The following is an 18,465-nucleotide window of genomic DNA, read 5'->3' as shown; positions in this document are numbered from 1 at the left end:
ATAGAGCATGGGGCATCGGGCATTGGGCATTGGCTTCTCCCAGTCTCCAGTCGCCAATCCCCAGTACCCAATCCCCAATTCAATGGCTAAATTTTTAAATTTTGAAACTTCGTAAACTGTGGATTGAATAAAAGTTTCGCAGTCCCTGTAGGCCCGTTGCGGTGTTTAGCTATAATCACTTCTGCAATGCCGCGATCGGGAGTATCGGGAGAGTAATATTCGTCGCGGTACAACATTATTACTAAATCCGCGTCTTGTTCGATCGAACCGGATTCTCTCAAATCTGACAACATCGGGCGTTTGTTAGTACGTGCTTCCACACCTCGACTCAACTGAGATAAGGCAATAACTGGAACAGATAATTCACGCGCTAAACCTTTGAGTTGACGCGTAATTTTTGATAATTCTTGTACGCGATTATCACCTGCTCCTTCCATCAATTGCAAGTAATCTATTACAATTAATCCTAATTCAGTTCCAATTTCAGCTTGCAGTCTTCTTGACTGACTACGCATTTGTGTAACTGTAATATTCGGCGTGTCATCAATATAAATTGGCATTTCAGAGAGAATACCAATAGCACGGCTTAAAGGTTCCCACTGTGTTTGACTGAGGCGACCAGTTCGCAGATAACTACTTTCAATCTGGGCTTCGCTTGCTAATAGACGTTGCGTCAGTTGCTCTTTGGACATTTCCAAGCTAAAAAAAGCAACTGGTAATTTATAAGAAGCGGCGATATTATGAGCAAGGTTTAAGCAAAATGCTGTATTGTGTACACAAATATCATTAGCAACAAAATTGTGTGTTTCTGGAATTGTTAAGTCATAAACTTGCTTGTTCCCCACCGACTCAATCGCAACTATTTCATCCCAATAAATATCACTGGTTGCTAACTGTTGAAGTGGTAAATTATCTAAAGCTGTAGCTAGTACCCAAAGTCTTTCCCGCCTTAAAGCACGTTTACCAACATGCATATTTGTATAGCCTTGAATACCAGCCCGTCTGGCTAAACTACTCCAAGTTTCATTGCCTTTTGCTACTGCTATTTGTTCCCAAATCTCTACAGGTATCAAGTCACGATTAGTTTGATATCTTTTTTGAGATATTGCGGCTGCAACTTTTGCTATTGTTTCTTCTTTACTAAAGATACCTATTTCTGCGATAAAATTTTTGATAGATAAGGCATCAGTAATATCTAATTGCCACGCTGGTCTGCGGGTGTTTTTATACTTGACAGACCGTTTTTTAAGTGATGCAATAATGCCAAATCTTAATAAAAGATGTTGAATTTGTCTTGCTAGTTTCTCGCTGACTGTTGCATAGCCTAACTGTGATTGACCGCTAGTAAGTAGTGCAGCCCATCCATCAGTAGCAAAGAGACGATTAAGGAATAAGGCTATTTGCGATCGCTCTAATTTAAAAACGATATTTGGGATAGTTTTAGAATGAGCATTTTTGCCCCATAAACCTAATTCTTCTAACCAAAGTGTTAGCGAATTCTTCCGAGATTTGCTCATGCAAGCAAATCCATGAGATACAAACTCTTCTGACTCTAATTGTAAAATTTCGCATAATAGCTCAAAAGTTTCTAAATTTGGTACACACTCTCCTTGCTTCCAAGCGCAAAGTAAAGTAGGACTGACTCCAACTAATTTACTTATTTCTTTTCCTGTCAATGACTGCGATTGAATCGCTAGTTTAAAACTTTCAGCAAAAATCTGTCTTTGAATAGTAATAAACTCCAAATCTCCACGTACACAAAGTGATGGTGTGCGTGTACTTTGAGAATCTTGCCAGCGAATTTTTAAACCAACAAAATCAGCAACTGCTTGAGAAAATTCTGCTTGCAATAACGGATTACTATTTGTAAATCGTGGAGTGCAGTTAGTTAAGTCACCATCGCCAATTAAGTATGCTAATAACTTTACTTCGCACTCACGGATTGTTTCTGTACCAAATATATTTATTTTTCGCGGAACAGCAATCTGATCGCCAACTGTCAGATTTCCTAATTTTTGCCAGCCTTTAATAGTCAAATATGGGTGAGTGATTGTAGTTTCAATAGACCTACCTAAGCGAGTTGTTACCCGAAAAACTGGTTTGATACCATCATCTACAAATGCACAGGGTTGAGTAAAGGTAAATTTCCAGTCGTTGTTTAGCGTCAATAATGAGCCATGACGTTGTTTATATAATTCTTCAATTGTGGTAATTGTTCCATCTGCCAAAACTATTTCTGAATCATGGCTGAGGCATTTCCCCATTGATGGGCGGCCCGCGATAATAATCAAATCTGAACGCTGAAAACCGCTAGTCATAGCATCTAAATCGTAAAATCCACAGGGAATCCCAGGTAAGGCAATACCTTGATTTCTATCTTCAATATCCTGGAAATTATTAATTAGAGTATCAGAAATGTGAACTAAACCCGATTGGGGACGTTCTTGAGTAACGCCGAAAACTTTCTGTTCTGCCTGATCTAAAACCTGTGGTAACTCGGTTTCTGTTTCGTAACCAAGATGTACAATTTCATTACCAGCTTTAATTAAGCGCCGCCGCAGGTATTTGTCCATCACTAACCCTGCTAAGGCGTCGATGTTCACGGCTGAAACTGTGCGGTCTACCAGAGTTGCTAATTTATTTCTGCCACCAATGCGGGCTAGCATTTCATGGTCTGTCAGCCAACTTGTGACTGAGAGCAAGTCTGTGGCTTTACCTTGGGCGTGGAGCCTCACAGCTGCTTGATAAATATCTTTGTGAGCGCTAATGTAAAAAGCTTCGGGTAGGAGGCGATCGCTAACTCGACTAATCGCTTCTGGATCTAGCAAAATACCCCCCAAAATCGCTTCTTCCGCCTCAATATTTTGTGGTGGGAGGCGTAGCTTACCGCCATAGGCATCGCTACCATCGCCTTGAAAACTCAATTCTTCAGCCATAAACGATTTTAGTTTTGAGATTTTGCTAGAGACGCGATTAATCGCGTCTGTGTAGGATTAGAGACGCGATTAATCGCGTCTGTACAAGAGTTAGGAGTTATTCACTTTTACTTCCCTTGCTCCCTCATCCCTGCGTGTCTCCCCTGAGTTAACTAGCGACTACTTGAATATCGACTTGTGCCGCTACTTCCGAATGCAGCTTAATTTCAGCTTGATAAGTACCAAGGTGGTTAATATCGGGGATGGTAATGCCACGCCGATCGATTTCTTGACCAGTGGCTGCCTTAATTGCATCTACAACATCTTGGGTGGTGATAGTACCGAAAATCGCTTCGTTTTCACCAACTGGCTTGGCAATTGTCAAGCTGCCAACTTTTTCTAAAGATTCTTTTTGCTCAAGAGCTTGTTGTCTGAGTTCTAATTGCCGTTGACGCTCTTGTTCACGACGGCGTTCTACTTGCTTAAGAATACCAGGAGTGGCATTGGTTGCCAATTTCTGGGGAATAAGATAGTTACGAGCGTAGCCAGGAGCTACTTCTACTAAGTCGCCAGATTTTCCCAGCTTGCTGATATCCTGATTTAAAACTAACTGCACACGTTTCGCCATCGTTTTTCGTTTTTCCTGTAAAATCTGATTAATTTGGGTTTGGGTAAGATAGCTCATAATGTCAGTGCTGTATTCCAAGCTTCTTGCCCTAATACCCTAAAGCTTACAGATCGTAGCGAAAGGAAGGGTGCGATCGCAACTATTCGCCCTAGAAAGTTGGAGGATTAGGGACTGGGGACTGGGGACTGGGGACTGGGGAAGAAGCAAGGGAGCAGGGAGCAAGGAAGCAGGGAGCAAGGGAGAAGGGTTTTCCCCTCCGCCCCCTGCACCCCGCCCCTCTGCCTCTTTTCAATGCCCAATGCCCAATGACTAAAAGTTATTTTTCATTTCTCGTATCCGCGCAAAGGTTTGCACTCCATCGCTACTCTTAACGGTTGATTGTAATGATGGCTGATCCCAACGTAAAAAGGGATTGCTTCGCTTCTCCACTCCCAGTAGCGAGGGTATGGTAGCTTCTCCTCTACTACGGTAAGCCTTGACTTCATTAAAGCGCTTTTGTAAGTCGGCGTTGTCGCCATCTACTGTTAGGGCAAATTGCAGATTTTTTAAGGTGTATTCGTGGGCACACCAGACGTGTGTATCATCAGGTAGAGAGCGCAGTTTGCTTAAAGAGTCTACCATTTGAGTTGGTGTTCCTTCAAACAAGCGACCACAACCACCAGAAAATAAGGTATCGCCGCAAAATAAATCGCCTGTCTCACCAGCTTTTTCGGGGGGAAAGTAGTAAGCGATGTGAGCGCGGGTATGTCCGGGAACGAAGATAACTTCAGCTATGCGGTCTGCAAACTGGACGCGATCGCTTTGTTGCAAAAACACCTGCTGTCCCGGAATTCTACCACGATCTTCGGCTCCTCCATAAACTATTAGTTGGGGGAATTTTTCTATTAATTGCTTATTACCACCTACATGATCGTTATGGTGGTGCGTGTTGAAAATTGCTACCAACTCAGCTTTTAATTCAGCCAGTTTCTTTAAAACTGGTTGAGCCTCCGCTGGATCGACAACAGCGGCGATATTTTGTTTATAGTCGTGTAACAAGAATATGTAGTTGTCTGAGAGTGCTTCCAGACGGATTACCTGCATTACCTCTGCCTCCCTTACAACATAAATGTTTGGTATTGAGTAGCAATCCTACATTCGAGTGAATAATAGTGCTTCCTCTACAAACTATATCAAGTATTTATACTTTGTTTATTATAGCTATATCCAATATTAACTATGATATTATACAACCGTGCTTACACAGTAATTATACTTAAATAAAGTTAATTTCAGATGAAATTATCAGTGAAATTTCTCTGGGAATAGCTACAAATACAAAGTTAAATTTAATTGATTATTCTTAAGTCAAAAAATAATCAATTGTCAAGTTCATATTTTGCTTATCTCTACTCTATCGAATTTGGGTATAACTAAAACTAGAGGAAGATTTTTTGAGAATAAATACATATTTAATTTTCAAACTAAACAACAATTGTTACTTTAATTTATGTCAACACAAACTAGAGGCTTTATTACAATTTTAACTGGACTTTACCCTTTTCAAGATTGTATTCATTTTTTGGCGGCAATTAGAAAGTTTCATCAAGAGCCGATCATTATTCTAATTGACCAAGTTCCAACAGGACTCTACCCTTTTCTGAAGGCTTTCAAAAATGTAATTTTAAAGCCTGCTCCTGCAAATGAAAATACTGTTTTAGCATCACGGCAAGCAAAACTGGCTCTATATGCAGCCTCTGAGTTTGATAAGACGATTTACTTAGATTCAGATATTTGTTTACTTTCCGATATCAACGACGTATTTGACTATTTAGATGAATATGATTTGCTATTAACTGAAGATGTGCAACCTTCTATTGTTAAAGCCACAAATTTATTGCGTGGAAAGCAAGAAGAAGTTTTGCCAAATGTCTTGCCAATATTGCAATCTATCGGGTTTCCGTTGCAAGCAGATAGTGTGCAATATAATAGCGGGTTGATAGCTTTTAGAAAAACAGAAGTCACTAAGGTATTTTTTGACGAATTTAAACGTTTTTTTGAAATTGTCAAAAATAACCAAGATCAATTACTTTTAAAAGATCAAGGAGCTTTTGCATCTGCGATCGCATCGGTACATCCTCACATGAAAATCCTACCACCCACCTATAATTATCTCAGCAAGTGGCAGGATGCTTATAATATTCAGGATCAAATTAAAGTTCTTCACTGTACTTATCCTTATCGACCTCAATATGCTAAAAATATTAGTCGATCATTATATACAAGGGTTTTTGACAGATTCGCTAAACTATTTTTACCGAATCAAGTTACAAATCCTTGGCGCACTAAATAAAAATAAGTATAAAAATAGTGAAAAAACTTTCCAAGATATCTCTGTTGGTTTCAGATTTATCAAGTGCAGCTATTTTGCGTGCATATTTGATAGCAACAGCCCTAAAAAATTTAGAATATGAAGTTGAAATTATGGGGTTTTTGTTTGGAAATAACTTGTATCGTAATTTACCATCAGAATTAAATGTTTATAATTTACCAGGGAAAAATTTTCCCGATTTTTTTGGAGAAATACAGAAAATCTTACCAAAAATTAATGGAGATATAATTTATGCTATAAAACCACAAATAGCGAGTTTTGGAGTTGCCCTACTCAAGAAAATATTTAGCCGAAAACCCTTAATTTTAGACATAGATGATTGGGAACTCAGTTGGTACGGTGGCGATGACTGGCATTATCATCCCACACCTAAACAATTAGCTAGGGAATTGTTGAAACCAGACGGTGCACTCAGGAATCCTTATCATCCTTTGTACGTCAAATGGATGGAAGGGTTGGTAAATAGTGCTGATGCTGTCACAGTGCATACTAAATTTTTACAGCAGCGTTTTGGCGGTACATTTGTTCCTAATGGCAAAGATACTTCTTTATTTGATCCCGCTCGCTATGATGCAGAGTCCAGCAGAAATCGTTATGGTTTATCTGAATATCGTATTTTAATGTTTCCTGGTGCGCCAAGACCCTATAAAGGTCTAGAAGATGTTCTTATAGCACTCGATAAAATTGATCAGCCAGACTTAAGACTAGTGATTGTAGGTGGCAGTCCTTATGATAATTACGATCAGCAACTTCAACAAAAGTGGGGACGCTGGATTATCAAATTACCAAAGTATCCAGCTGATGTTATGCCTGATTTGGTAGCAGCGGCTCACATTGTAGTCGTTCCCCAGCGAGATACCCCAGAAACTCGTGCTCAATTTCCCCTGAAGTTGACAGATGGAATGGCAATGGCTAAACCTGTATTATCAACGCGCGTTGGAGATATTCCCCAAATTTTAGGTAATACTGGTTATTTAGTCGAGCCTGCTTGTCCTGAACAGATTGCGGAAAAAATTCAATTGATTTTTCAGAATTTAGAGTCAGCAAATCAGCAAGGTATCAAGGCAAGAGAAAGATGTGTGGAACACTATAGTATAGAGGCTATGGCTTCTACTCTCAAGTCAGTAATTGCTCGATTATGAATCTTGATTGAGCAGAGAGCATCGAACTGGGGATTGGCAACCCAAGAAATCTTAATCATATTTTCTTCCCCAGTAGCCAGTCCCGGAGTGCCCTATTTATTTGATGATTAGCTTTCTTTGGCAAGTAATTGGTGAATAATATTAATAAGTGAAAGTTGCATAAAAATACCCAATGTCTACCAGAAAACTACTACTAAGATTCGCTAAACCCTATCCAGGTTTAATTCTGCTGACAATATTGTTAGGATTTTCTGGAGCTTTATTTAATGGGATTAGCACAGCTTTAATTGTGCCAGTGGTTTTAAAAATTGTGGGGCAAGAAGTAGATTTAAGCACTGCTCCTCCCATTCTTAAAAGATTGATGTCTCCCTTTGATAATACTCCAGAAACTTACCGGATAGGAGTAATGGCAGGGGCGATTATATTCACAATTCTTTTAAAAAACTTAGCTACTTATGCCAGTTCCTTAGCATCGAGTTCCTTAACCCGAAAGCTAACATCGGATATGCGGGAAACTGGATTAAGGCTATTACTAGAAATTGATATAGATTATTATGCAAAAACGAAAGTTGGTGATTTAATCAACCGTCTTGGTGGAGAAATTGGCCGGGCTGCAAGTTCTATAGGTAGTACAGTCAAGATAGTTATCCTGGGAATCACAATTTTAGTTTTTGTTGGTTTATTGCTATCAATTTCTTGGCAGTTGACAATTGTTGCTACACTTTTGCTGTCGTTGGTGACGTTAGTAAATCAGTATGCTATTTCTCGATCTAAAAATTTTGGGAGGCAGCTTAGTGAGATGTCTAAAGCATACTCCATCTCTGTACTGGAGACTCTGAACGGAATTCGGCTGGTAAAGGCAACGGGAAATGAAGAAAAAGAATATCAACGGATTAAAAAATTAATTCGCGATCGCGAGTTAGCAGATTTTGAATCTCAGGTTAATTCGGAAGCGATTACACCCCTGAGTGAGGTGATGGGGATCACAGCTTTGCTGCTGATTGTAGTTTTGAGTAAAACCTTCTTTGCTAACCAGGTTTCTTCTCTTTCCACCGTACTCCTGACATATTTATTAGTGCTGCTGCGAGTGCTGCCATTGATTTCTCAGCTAAATACTATTCGCAGTAACTTTGCCAGTACCGCCACCAGTGTGGATGTGACCAATGAGTTTTTAAGCCTGCATGATAAGCCGTTCATGAGCAAAGGTAAACTTCCCTACACCAAAGTAGAAGAGGGAGTGTCTTTTAATTCTCTTTGCTTTGCCTACCCTGGTCATGAGAAGCTGGTACTCAAAGATGTAAGTTTATATTTACCGCGTGGCACGACCTTAGCATTAGTAGGTGGTTCTGGTGCTGGTAAATCTACTTTGGCAGACCTTTTACCCAGATTCTATGACCCGATCGCTGGCAGTATTACCATTGACGGCATCGATTTGCGGGAGTTCGATGTGATATCCCTGCGAAAGCGGATGGGAATTGTCAGTCAAGATACCTTTCTTTTCAATGACTCGGTGCAGAATAACATTGCCTATGGGCGATCAGAGGCTACTGAAGATGAAATTCTGACAGCAGCCAAGCGGGCAAATGCTTATGAATTTATTAGCAAATTACCTCAGGGATTTGACACCTTAATTGGCGATCGCGGCGTCATGTTGTCTGGTGGCCAAAGGCAAAGATTAGCGATCGCCCGCGCCCTCCTCCAAAATCCCGAAATTTTGATTTTAGATGAAGCCACCAGCGCTTTAGATACCGTTTCTGAACGCTTAGTACAAGCTGCACTTGATGACTTGAGTCGCGATCGCACCACCTTAGTAATTGCTCACCGCCTTTCCACAGTTCAAAAAGCTAATCAAATAGCCGTATTAGATCAAGGACAAGTAGTAGAGATAGGAACCCATGAAGAACTTTTACAAAAGGGTGGTTACTACTCACGTTTGTACTCAATGCAATTTGCAGAACGTCCTGAAACTGCCACCAAACACAATCAAAGCTTGCTCCGCATCTCTCACGAAATTCGGACACAGATGAACTCGATGATTGGGTTACTACGCTTATTACTTGATGATTTAGTAGATGATTCTCAAGAACGGCACGAATTAATTGAAGATTCTTATAAATCAGCCTTGAGAATTCTCAACACTATTGATGTTTTTGAGGATGTTATTAACTTGCAAATTCGGGGGCAAATCCTCTCAATTTCTGATCATAATCAAAATATTATCAGTAACCATTATCAAATTTTTAATCAAATCTCCATTGAGTTTCGGACTTCTCTTAACCTCATACTTAGCTCTCTCCGCTCTCTAGCTGATAATTTGACATCCACCACAGAAGAACAAAATGGATTAATTACTGAAAGTTATGAATCTGCTATATATCTACTTGATGATTTAGGAAAGTTTGAAAATAGTATTAATGTCTAAAATTATGAAAAATCCTACTTTAAAAAAACACTACATTTTTTTCATTGGTGAAGAGTTACCGCAGCCAGAGGCTCACCTAGTGCAGTCTACAAATGCAGCTAACGCCGCTGCCAACTTGGGATATTCAACAGTTTTGGTATACCCTGACAAAGGAGCAAAAGCGATTAATCCAGTTAATTTAGCTCGTCCTTTTCAACCGAGACAAACACCAACGGAACTTGTTAAATATTACAACCTCCATGACAAACTAAAAGTTGCTCCCTTACCGATGCCTTGGCCAATTGACCATTTTCGGAGCAAATTTACTGACTCTAACACTATTGCCAGCAAGTATTATTTACCATTTCACATCCTTCCAACTACTAAACTTGTCCACAGCCGCAACTGGAATTTTGTCAAAGCTGCGATTAAAAATGGTGTTCCGGCAATTTACGAACATCACCACCATGAAGATAAGCCATTTGAGCCAGAAATTGTGACAAATCCGTTGTTGCAGATTGCTGTCACCGTTGTAGACACCATCCGCGAAAGTATGATTAAAAATGGGATGCCACCAGAAAAGGTGATTAAGCTGCACAATGGTTTTAATCGCTTATTCATGCAGAGACAACCAGAAAAAGCCACAGAATGGCGTCAAAAACTATTGGCAGACGAAAGCCAAAAGTTGGTAGTTTATGCGGGAGCGCTACAGCAATTTAAAGGTATTGATGTACTAATTGATGTGGCTCATGAAATGCCTAATGTGCAATTTGCCTGTGCCGGTGGTAAGCCAACAGAAGTCGAATCCTATCAACAATTAGTCAAAGAAAAACAGATTCATAATATTAAATTTTTGGGCTATGTCTTGCATAATGAGTTAGCATCTTTGCTACAAGCAGCCGATGTTTTAGCTCACCCTCATTGTTCGGGAAAAGCGGCAACTTTCACATCTCCCTTAAAGCTGTTTGACTACTTCGCCTCTGGAACTCCCATTGTCTCCACGAAAATTCCTTCATTAGTTGAATTTCAAGATACTCAGTCTATTACTGCTTGGTGTGAGCCAGATAACCCCAGCAAATTTGCCGAAAGTCTGAAACGGGTTTTAGAAACTCATCCCAGAAAAGTAGAGGGTTATCCAGATAGTATCGAGTTTGTCAAGCAGTTTTCCTGGGAAAATCGAGCAGCAAAAATTCTTAGTTATGTTGATGAATCTCTGCTGCCTCAACTGATTGTGTAAGGGAAAAAACTCATGAAAAATAATAAATGATTAATAACTAAAATGACTATTACAACTGTAGGTATGATTAGCAGCTATCGAGGTTTAGAAACTAGAGCCGATTGGCTGTGGCAACAAACCCCACATCAATTTGGAACTTGGGGCAATATACAAATGCAGGCACTGGCAGAAAAACCAGATTTTCTGCTAATGTATCAATTTGATTTTCCCCAAGCATCGCCACAAAAATCTTGGTTAGATAGTTTTCGCAAACATCAGCAAAAATCAGTAGTCAATGTTGATTCTCTACTGCGTGGTGTCAACAAAGAGCGGATTATTTATTTACTAAGAGAACCGCCTTTAGATGAAATTATCGAAATAACTAATCATAATTATCAACACGCCCAGAAGTATTCCAGCTACATTTCTGGCCCCGATGATTTTGCTCCCATCCCTGACTATATGCCTGCTATTTGGTATCACTCAAATTCATTTCAAGATTTAAATGAAATGCCACCGCCTCAAAAGGTTGCACCATGTAGTTGGATTACTTCAGGAATTAGCCGTACAGTTAATCATCGCCAGCGTTTAGACTTTTTACAGTCGTTACAATCTAGTGGCATTAAGTTTGATTTGTATGGACGTAACTTACCAGAATGGACGAAAAAGTCGGGAGAATTAGGTAACAAATGGTATGGCATGGCACCATACTATTACAATCTGGCAATTGAAAATTATGCTGATAATAATTGGTATGTGAGTGAGAAACTTTGGGATAGTTTGCTTGCTTGGTGTCTACCAATTTACTATGGTGGCCCGGCTGCTGATAAATTATTACCACCAGGTAGTTTTTTGCGGTTGCCCAGTCTAGATGAAAAAGGCATTGCCTACATCCAAGAAGTGACATCTACACCTGATGCTTGGTATCAGGCTAAGGATGCGATCGCAGAAGCACGTCAAATCATCTTACATAAACTAAACCTGCTTAACTGGTTGTCAAACTTTGTTGATCAACACTCATAAATTATGAATGGTATTTGTACCCTTGGCAATGATTATGTTTTCGATCAACTGGTGGCTTTGCTCAACAGTATTGATGTTATCTTGGGGCCAGAAACTCCTGTTTGTATCTATCCTTTCGACGATCAAACACAGCGTATTAGTGACGAAATAGCTAAACGCCCGAATGTATTCCTTTACGATAACCAAGAATCAATCAACCGTTGGGATCAATTTATGCTGGCAGCAGCGCCAGAACGATTGAATCGTAGTAAATCTCGTCTTTATGGCGCTCACCGTCGTTTTTGTGCTTTTGATGGGCCATTCGATAAATTTATCTATTTAGATGCAGATACCTTGGTGATGAACTCACTAGCGACAGTGTTTGAAAAGCTAGATAGTTATGATTTTGTTGTCTACGATTTCCAATTTAAAGACGTTAGTAAAATATATAATGTTAATTCTCCCAAATTACTAAAAACTTTCGAGCAAACGCGCATAGATTCCGAAATATTTTGCTCAGGTTTTTATGGTAGCAAACGGGGAATATTTAACTCAGAACAAATAGATTTGCTGATATCCTATTTACAAAATGGTGAAGCGGAAATTTTGTATGACGGTGCTGGTGAGCAACCACTGATCAACTATATGGTCATGAGGTCTAATCTTTCTATTTATAACTTTGCCCGTCAATTGCCAGATAATGAAAAAACAGGGTGTTCTGCTACATCTAAGCACTTTCAGGAGCGAGAACATCTTCTTTATGACAAAGGTAATCGCTTAACTTACCTTCATTACATTGGTATTCCTCCTAATATCAATCAAGCCGTTTGTGCTGGAGAAAATATTGATTTTCCCTATCGAGATTTATTTCTCTATTATCGTTACCTACATGAACCAGAAAAGCGTCCAGTCTTTAATAATCCCCCGAAAAATTATAATGACGCTCCAGTACCAAATTTCATCTCAAGAGCTTTACGAAAACTTAAGTTAATTAAACAAGGATGATTTATGAGTAGGGGCATTTATATAGTTGCCAATGACCGCGTTATCGATAATGCGATCGCTTTACTAAATAGCATTCGTTACTATGACCAAGAAGTAACCGTTTATCTCATCCCTTTTAATGACAATTATCACAAGGTAGCAGAGCAGCTTGCAACCTTACATAACGTCCAAATTTTTCCAGATTTAGAACTTATTGATAAATTTACCAAACGCATCGGAGAAATTTTTGATCGAGATTTCCTTGCCTTACCCAACAAAATGCGTAAACTGGTGGCGTGGTTTGGCCCTTTAGATGAATTTATTTATATTGATACGGATATTGTCGTTTTTGAAAAAATCGCCGACAATTTAGACAAACTTTCAGAAGTTGATTTCTTCTGTTGTGATTATCATCATGCCAATGACAAGCTGCGAAATATCTTTTCTCCATTTGTGAAAGAGCAGCAAATTTTTTCCGATGCTCAACTCCAAGATGTTTTCAATAGTGGTTTTTGGGCTTCGAGAAAAGGAGTTATTACCGAACAACAAATGGATGATGCTTTGCGCGAGTGTGCGGTACACCGCGAATATTTCGATTTTTCTGAAGGAGTTACAGACCAACCAATTTTAAATTATCTTGTACTCAAGCTAATTGCCAAGCGTGGCAATCTCGTCAAAATTCCTGGGGGAGGGCCTGGTAGTTGGGCGGGTTCGCAAAATTTTCAACAGCAAGACTATGCCCTCTATGACCGAGGACAACGATTAAAATATCTCCACTGGGCTGGTACACGGATGAAAGCTGGTAGTCCTTATTGGCAATTGTGGAAACACTATCGCTATCTTCATGAGGGTAAATTCGCTTTCATCCCCAAACTGACTCGCCGTTTATTTCCCTTTGTTGCTGCCCGTACTTAATATTAGGAGTATCCCAATGATTGATGGTATTTACATCCTAGCGAATGATGTTGTCTATGACCAATTAGTTGCCTTGCTCAACAGTATAGAAGCTAATGCTGGTAGGAAAATTCCTATTTGTATACTTCCATACAATGATCGGTTAGACAAAGTAAAGGCAGAGATTGCATCTAGAGAGAATGTCAGCTTATTTGAAGATTCTGATTCCATAGCTTACTGGGATAACTTTGCTACTCAGATATGGAAAAATTACCCTAGAGCACAAAAAACTTGGCGAGAGTGGGGCTTCCCAGAACTTTATGAGTTGCCAATGCACCGCAAATTTTGTGCTATAGATGGCCCCTTTGATAGATTTATTTATTTTGATGCAGATACCTTATTAATGGGGTCCGTAGATTATGTATATGAAAAATTAGATACTTATGATTGGGTAGTGAATGATTTTCAGTATAAGTCTGATTTAAAATTTATTTTTGATGGTTCACCAAAGCAGATGCAGCAAATTTTCAACTCAGAAAACTTGCAGTCTCAAGTATTTTGTGCAGGTTGGTTTGCTACTAAAAAAAATATTTTTTCTCCAGCGATAAGAGCCGACTTAATTGACAAGTTAACCTCAGGTGAGGCAGATGTAATGGCTTTTTTAGCGCCTGACCAATCTTTATTTAACTACATGGTATTGAGAAGTGGAATTTCCTATTATAACTTTGCCTGCCATGATTGCGAACAGGCAACTGGTAATCACTGGAGTTCTCAATTTGATGTGGTAAATAATATCCTCTACGACCAAGGACGGAGGTTGACGTATTTACATTATATGAGTATATCTTCTTCAGCTTTTGTGCGGCTTTGTGGAGGCGAAGATGTTGATATTCCTTACCGCGATCTTTTCTTATATTATCGCTATTTAAAATCACCTGAAAAACGTCCTCAAAGCTTTACACGTCCAAGCCAGCTAACGCTTTTGCAAAAGTCTACTAGTAGTTTTATTCAGCAAAGAGTCAACAATATTAAGCTAAAATATCGCAATTTAAAGGATAGAATTACTAGATAAAATCAATAAATTGGCTGATTTATTAGCTTTTGTATAGTTGAAAATTTTACACGTTTTTTATTGAGCCAACAAGCGACATCAAAATACTTTAGTTGCTCCATTCGCCACATAATTTTTAACAAATATAATTCCTTAAAACTTATACCAATTTCCGAAAATAAAGCTACAGGTGCGTAAGCTGGATTGAACGTAGTCAAACCCAACAAAATTCTGGTTTCTCACGTTGGGTTTCGTTCTTCAACCCAACCTACATCTGTCGCAATTATTTTTTAAATTGGTATTAGTTTTGTAGTGGCGATGTCTTAAGTACTTTATCTGTAATAAAAATCAAAATTACTCAAGGTTGCAAGTCTTAGACGCAATGAACGATAGTAATAGCCGATAGTTCTATCTAGTCTAAGTGCTACCTTTTTCACAATTGAACGCTTCGGATATTCAATTGCATCATGCTGTTGAAAATATATCAAGCTTTCTTCTGGATTTGCTTGCCCTTTTTTAATTTTTTCTCGTTCTACCCAATCTTTAAAATAAACAATATCCTCCATCGCATCCCATCTAACTGATAATCCTGCTTTAGCAGCAGCTAATCCTATTGCATAACCAATAGCACAAGTAAAACCGTTTAACTCACAATATAATGCAATGGTTTCCCATTGCTTGAGAAATTCAATTTCACGCCCATCTTGCCTTGTAACTGCAAACAAAACTTCCATCACAAACTGGGTATTATTATCCTCTAAATTCAAATCCAGTTTTTGGGCTATCTTGTTAACAATTTCCACATCCCTAATTCTCTTCGGTTTGTGCAAATCATTTACTGAACTAATGTAAATTTTATTATGTCTGACCATACTGGTACAACTTCTTGCTGTAACTCCAGGAAGATATTTTAGATTTGGTGCTACTTTATCCAAAATTCGCATATCTACATCAACAAAAATGCAGGTGTTAAAGAGTGATAGTGCTTGGGCAATAACAAATCTTTTATCGTGGTAACAACCAATGCTTTGTTGTTGATGTGGAAAGCTTAAAACATGAGAATAATCACTAAACTCCTGTGGCTTATCTGTTAAAATTACAAATTTGGTTCCAGGTGAATGTTTTTCAATATCTTGAGCTAATAGCAAGGCATGAGAGCGATATCTTTCACCTAAGGCTAAGGTGCAAAAGCAGAATTCTCTTTCTTCTTGACTCATAGTTTATAAAACTCCTTTGTAAAAGATAAAAATAAAAATTTGCACAAAAAATTCGGGCAAAACTGAGTATTCCTAACTATCGTTTTAGCAGAGATACTATAGATACCTACGTAATTCTAACGTGATTAGATATTTAATGTGAAATTTAAGTAAAAATAAGTATTAACCGCCAGCAAATAAGTTGCTGGCGGCAAAGATTTAGGTTGATTTGAATGTTCCTGGAGTGCCCTAAATCTAAGAAAAAGAATCTAAATCTAGAGATTGCATTCCTTCACGTTCTATAAAGGTCATCATACTTCCTAACTGCAACCAAACTAGCAAACAAGTAAACAGACTAATTGGTAGACCCACTCCTAAAGCCAAGGATGAAGGAAAGCCAAATATCTCTAACCCTGAAGACAGAAATAGACAAGTACCGCCAGTTATGCCGACAAATGGTACAAGTAGTTGTTTCAGTGAGGAACGCGGTTTAGTATTTTCTGTGCGATCGCTTGGCCAGTTCTGCACAATTACTTTCAAAGTGCCAGATAATGCCAAACCAGATGTTAATGCTGTCAAAAAGCCAACAAGTAAGAGGAAATAGGGCGGTTGCAGAGGAAAATAGTACATCAAAACTCCTAATTGATATTAAAGATTTTTTAGTTTTTATTGGTTGACTGGTTCTCAGCAAAAGACCCAAGTAATGTAGCTTTTGGGAGGATGGCAGCTGCGCCTTCTCTGGATAACTCTGTTAAAATGCCGATCGCTACATTTAATAAACGATCCGGTTTTAAGTCATCTTTAACCAGGTTCCACAGCCGTTGGACATCTTCGGTGTGGAGGCGGTCATCTTCGGTGAGAGCAAGCACCAGTTGTCGCCGCAGAAATTTCCCTTCTTCGGACATTAAATATTGGAACCCCATCTGGGCTGTGGGCAATACATCAAAGTTGCTATCAGTACGAGCGATCGCAATTAAATTCTCTAACCGCTGCCACTGAAATTTACCATCTTTGAATAACACATTCAATAATCGTCGCCGTAATTCCGGCGATTCCCCCGTCAACAACCGCCGCGCTATATAGGGATAACCCACTTCCACAATTTTGAAATTCGGGTTGAGGCTAAGAGCAATACCTTCCTGTGTCACTAGGGAACGAATAATCAAAGCAAACTTTGCCGGGACTCGGAAAGGATATTCGTACATCAATTCTGAGAATTCATCGGTAATAGTTTTGAAGTTAAAATCCTTGACATTTTTGCCAATAGCGTTTCCTAGTACCGCTTCTAATGCTGGCACTATCGGACAAATATTGGTGTCTGGAGTCAGAAATCCTAATTTTACAAAGTCTTCGGCTAAGTCGGTGTAATCTTTATTTACCAAATGCACTAGCGCATCCACTAGCGTTTCTTTAGTACTTTCTTCCAACTGATCCATCATGCCGAAGTCGATGTAAGCCATACGACCATCGGTCACAGCAAACAAATTACCAGGATGAGGGTCAGCATGGAAAAAGCCGTTTTCTAAAAGCTGTTGCAATCCTGAAGTAACGCCAATTTGGATGATCGCTTCTGGGTCTAAACCTGCTTCACGGATGCGTTGAGTATCTGTCAGCTTGAAGCCGTTAATCCATTCCAGGGTTAAAACGTGGGTATTCGTGTAACGCCAGTAAATACCTGGAACTTTTACTTGCGGGTCGTTGCGGAAATCGTGAGCAAATTTTTCGGCGTTGCGCCCTTCATTGATATAGTCAATTTCTTCAAATAACTTCGTGCCAAACTCGTCCACAATTAAAGTTAGGTCGTGACCAAGATTTAAAGGCAACCAAGGAGCTAGCCAACCTGCTGCCCAACGCATCAGATATAGGTCGCGTGTGATTACTGGGTGTAAGTTGGGGCGTTGCACCTTCACTGCGACTTCTTCGCCACTGACCAGACGACCCCGGTATACTTGACCCAAGCTAGCAGCAGCAACTGGGTGAGGTGACAGTTCGCTAAAACTTTCGTGGATTGGACGGTCTAGTTCAGTTTCGATAATCTGGTAAGCGATCGCATTATCGAAAGGTGGTAACTGGTCTTGTAACTTGATCAGTTCTTCTAAGAAATCTTTGCGTATCAGGTCAGGCCTGGTGGAGAGGGCTTGACCAACTTTAATAAAAGTCGGGCCGAGGCGGGTGAGCAGTTCTCGCAACTGGATAGCTCGTTTACCCTTGTTCTGCTCAACTTTATCTTGCCATTCGTCCCACTTCAGACTGAGTATAAATCCTGCAAATGAGGAGATAATTCTCAGCAGTCGCCCCCAGGCTAGCCAGGGACGGTAACTATAGTAGCGAGCGATCGCATCTGGATTATAGAGTTTTAGTTGAGCAGGTTGATACTGACCCACGCCTTTTTTTGCCTCTTCAACTGAAAAATTTACAACGGTTTTTTCTCCTGACCCACAAGTTAGTTGCAAGTTCAAGATAGCGAGTAGTATTTTATCTAAAACAACTAGAACCTTACCCTTTAGGGATAGTGTTCGAGGCGATTTTAGCCTATTGCTACTGCCTAGATATGTTTATCTTTTTCTTAATTATACTTTATAAAACTACAACTACTTTTCCACGTTTTGGATGATTTTATCTTTTCTTAACTTTACTTGATATAAATATAAATATTTACCTATAC

General features: G+C 39.4%; 14 protein-coding genes. 8 read left to right on the top strand and 6 right to left on the bottom strand.

The window, feature by feature from the left end; all coding sequences use genetic code 11:
* Positions 1 to 86 precede the first annotated feature (86 nt).
* The 3 genes from dnaB to gloB form a co-directional block, all read right to left on the bottom strand.
* The gene (gene dnaB, locus HWQ44_RS29850) at positions 87 to 2,936 is read right to left on the bottom strand and encodes a replicative DNA helicase (RefSeq protein WP_292725562.1); all 2,850 of its coding nucleotides are present in this window, start codon (positions 2,934 to 2,936) and stop codon (positions 87 to 89) included.
* Between the two features lie 148 nt (positions 2,937 to 3,084).
* A complete protein-coding gene (gene rplI, locus HWQ44_RS29845; protein ID WP_094352304.1) occupies positions 3,085 to 3,543 on the bottom strand; it encodes a 50S ribosomal protein L9 in 459 nt (152 codons plus the stop codon).
* 309 nt (positions 3,544 to 3,852) lie between these two features.
* Positions 3,853 to 4,626 carry a hydroxyacylglutathione hydrolase gene (gene gloB, locus HWQ44_RS29840; RefSeq protein WP_292725561.1) on the bottom strand — a complete coding sequence of 258 codons (774 nt, stop codon included), beginning with the start codon at positions 4,624 to 4,626 and terminating at the stop codon, positions 3,853 to 3,855.
* A 406-nt stretch (positions 4,627 to 5,032) separates the two neighbouring features.
* Here gloB and HWQ44_RS29835 point away from each other — a divergent pair, with 406 nt between their 5' ends.
* The 8 genes from HWQ44_RS29835 to HWQ44_RS29800 all read left to right on the top strand — a co-directional run bounded on the left by HWQ44_RS29835 (position 5,033) and on the right by HWQ44_RS29800 (position 14,625).
* Entirely contained in the window at positions 5,033 to 5,875 is an 843-nt protein-coding gene (locus HWQ44_RS29835; protein ID WP_292725560.1) for a putative nucleotide-diphospho-sugar transferase, read from the top strand.
* A gap of 17 nt (positions 5,876 to 5,892) precedes the next feature.
* Entirely contained in the window at positions 5,893 to 7,056 is a 1,164-nt protein-coding gene (locus HWQ44_RS29830) for a glycosyltransferase family 4 protein (RefSeq protein WP_292725559.1), read from the top strand.
* Between the two features lie 172 nt (positions 7,057 to 7,228).
* The gene (locus HWQ44_RS29825; RefSeq protein ID WP_292725558.1) at positions 7,229 to 9,478 is read left to right on the top strand and encodes an ATP-binding cassette domain-containing protein; all 2,250 of its coding nucleotides are present in this window, start codon (positions 7,229 to 7,231) and stop codon (positions 9,476 to 9,478) included.
* A gap of 4 nt (positions 9,479 to 9,482) precedes the next feature.
* On the top strand, positions 9,483 to 10,694 hold the full coding sequence (locus tag HWQ44_RS29820; RefSeq protein WP_292725557.1) for a glycosyltransferase: 1,212 nt from the start codon (positions 9,483 to 9,485) through the stop codon (positions 10,692 to 10,694).
* A 42-nt stretch (positions 10,695 to 10,736) separates the two neighbouring features.
* Entirely contained in the window at positions 10,737 to 11,696 is a 960-nt protein-coding gene (locus HWQ44_RS29815; protein WP_292725556.1) for a glycosyltransferase family 10, read from the top strand.
* A 3-nt stretch (positions 11,697 to 11,699) separates the two neighbouring features.
* Complete coding sequence (locus tag HWQ44_RS29810; RefSeq protein WP_292725555.1) at positions 11,700 to 12,680, top strand: Npun_R2821/Npun_R2822 family protein; 981 nt, start codon at positions 11,700 to 11,702, stop codon at positions 12,678 to 12,680.
* A gap of 3 nt (positions 12,681 to 12,683) precedes the next feature.
* Positions 12,684 to 13,574: an Npun_R2821/Npun_R2822 family protein gene (locus tag HWQ44_RS29805; RefSeq protein WP_292725554.1), complete on the top strand. Its 891-nt coding sequence runs from the start codon at positions 12,684 to 12,686 to the stop codon at positions 13,572 to 13,574.
* Between the two features lie 16 nt (positions 13,575 to 13,590).
* Complete coding sequence (locus HWQ44_RS29800) at positions 13,591 to 14,625, top strand: Npun_R2821/Npun_R2822 family protein (RefSeq protein ID WP_292725553.1); 1,035 nt, start codon at positions 13,591 to 13,593, stop codon at positions 14,623 to 14,625.
* Between the two features lie 311 nt (positions 14,626 to 14,936).
* Here the strand turns inward: HWQ44_RS29800 and HWQ44_RS29795 are convergent, their stop codons facing one another.
* From HWQ44_RS29795 to HWQ44_RS29785, 3 genes are all read right to left on the bottom strand, one after another.
* Entirely contained in the window at positions 14,937 to 15,821 is an 885-nt protein-coding gene (locus HWQ44_RS29795) for a hypothetical protein (RefSeq protein WP_292725552.1), read from the bottom strand.
* 234 nt (positions 15,822 to 16,055) lie between these two features.
* Positions 16,056 to 16,430, bottom strand: a complete 375-nt coding sequence (locus tag HWQ44_RS29790; protein WP_292725551.1) for a hypothetical protein — start codon at positions 16,428 to 16,430, stop codon at positions 16,056 to 16,058.
* A gap of 29 nt (positions 16,431 to 16,459) precedes the next feature.
* A complete protein-coding gene (locus HWQ44_RS29785; RefSeq protein ID WP_292725550.1) occupies positions 16,460 to 18,184 on the bottom strand; it encodes an AarF/ABC1/UbiB kinase family protein in 1,725 nt (574 codons plus the stop codon).
* Between the last annotated feature and the right edge of the window lie 281 nt (positions 18,185 to 18,465).

Source organism: Nostoc sp. JL34 (assembly GCF_017114945.1).
Taxonomy (GTDB): domain Bacteria; phylum Cyanobacteriota; class Cyanobacteriia; order Cyanobacteriales; family Nostocaceae; genus Nostoc.
Note: the sequence above shows the minus strand (reverse complement) of the source record. Positions and strands in the feature narration are given on the sequence as shown.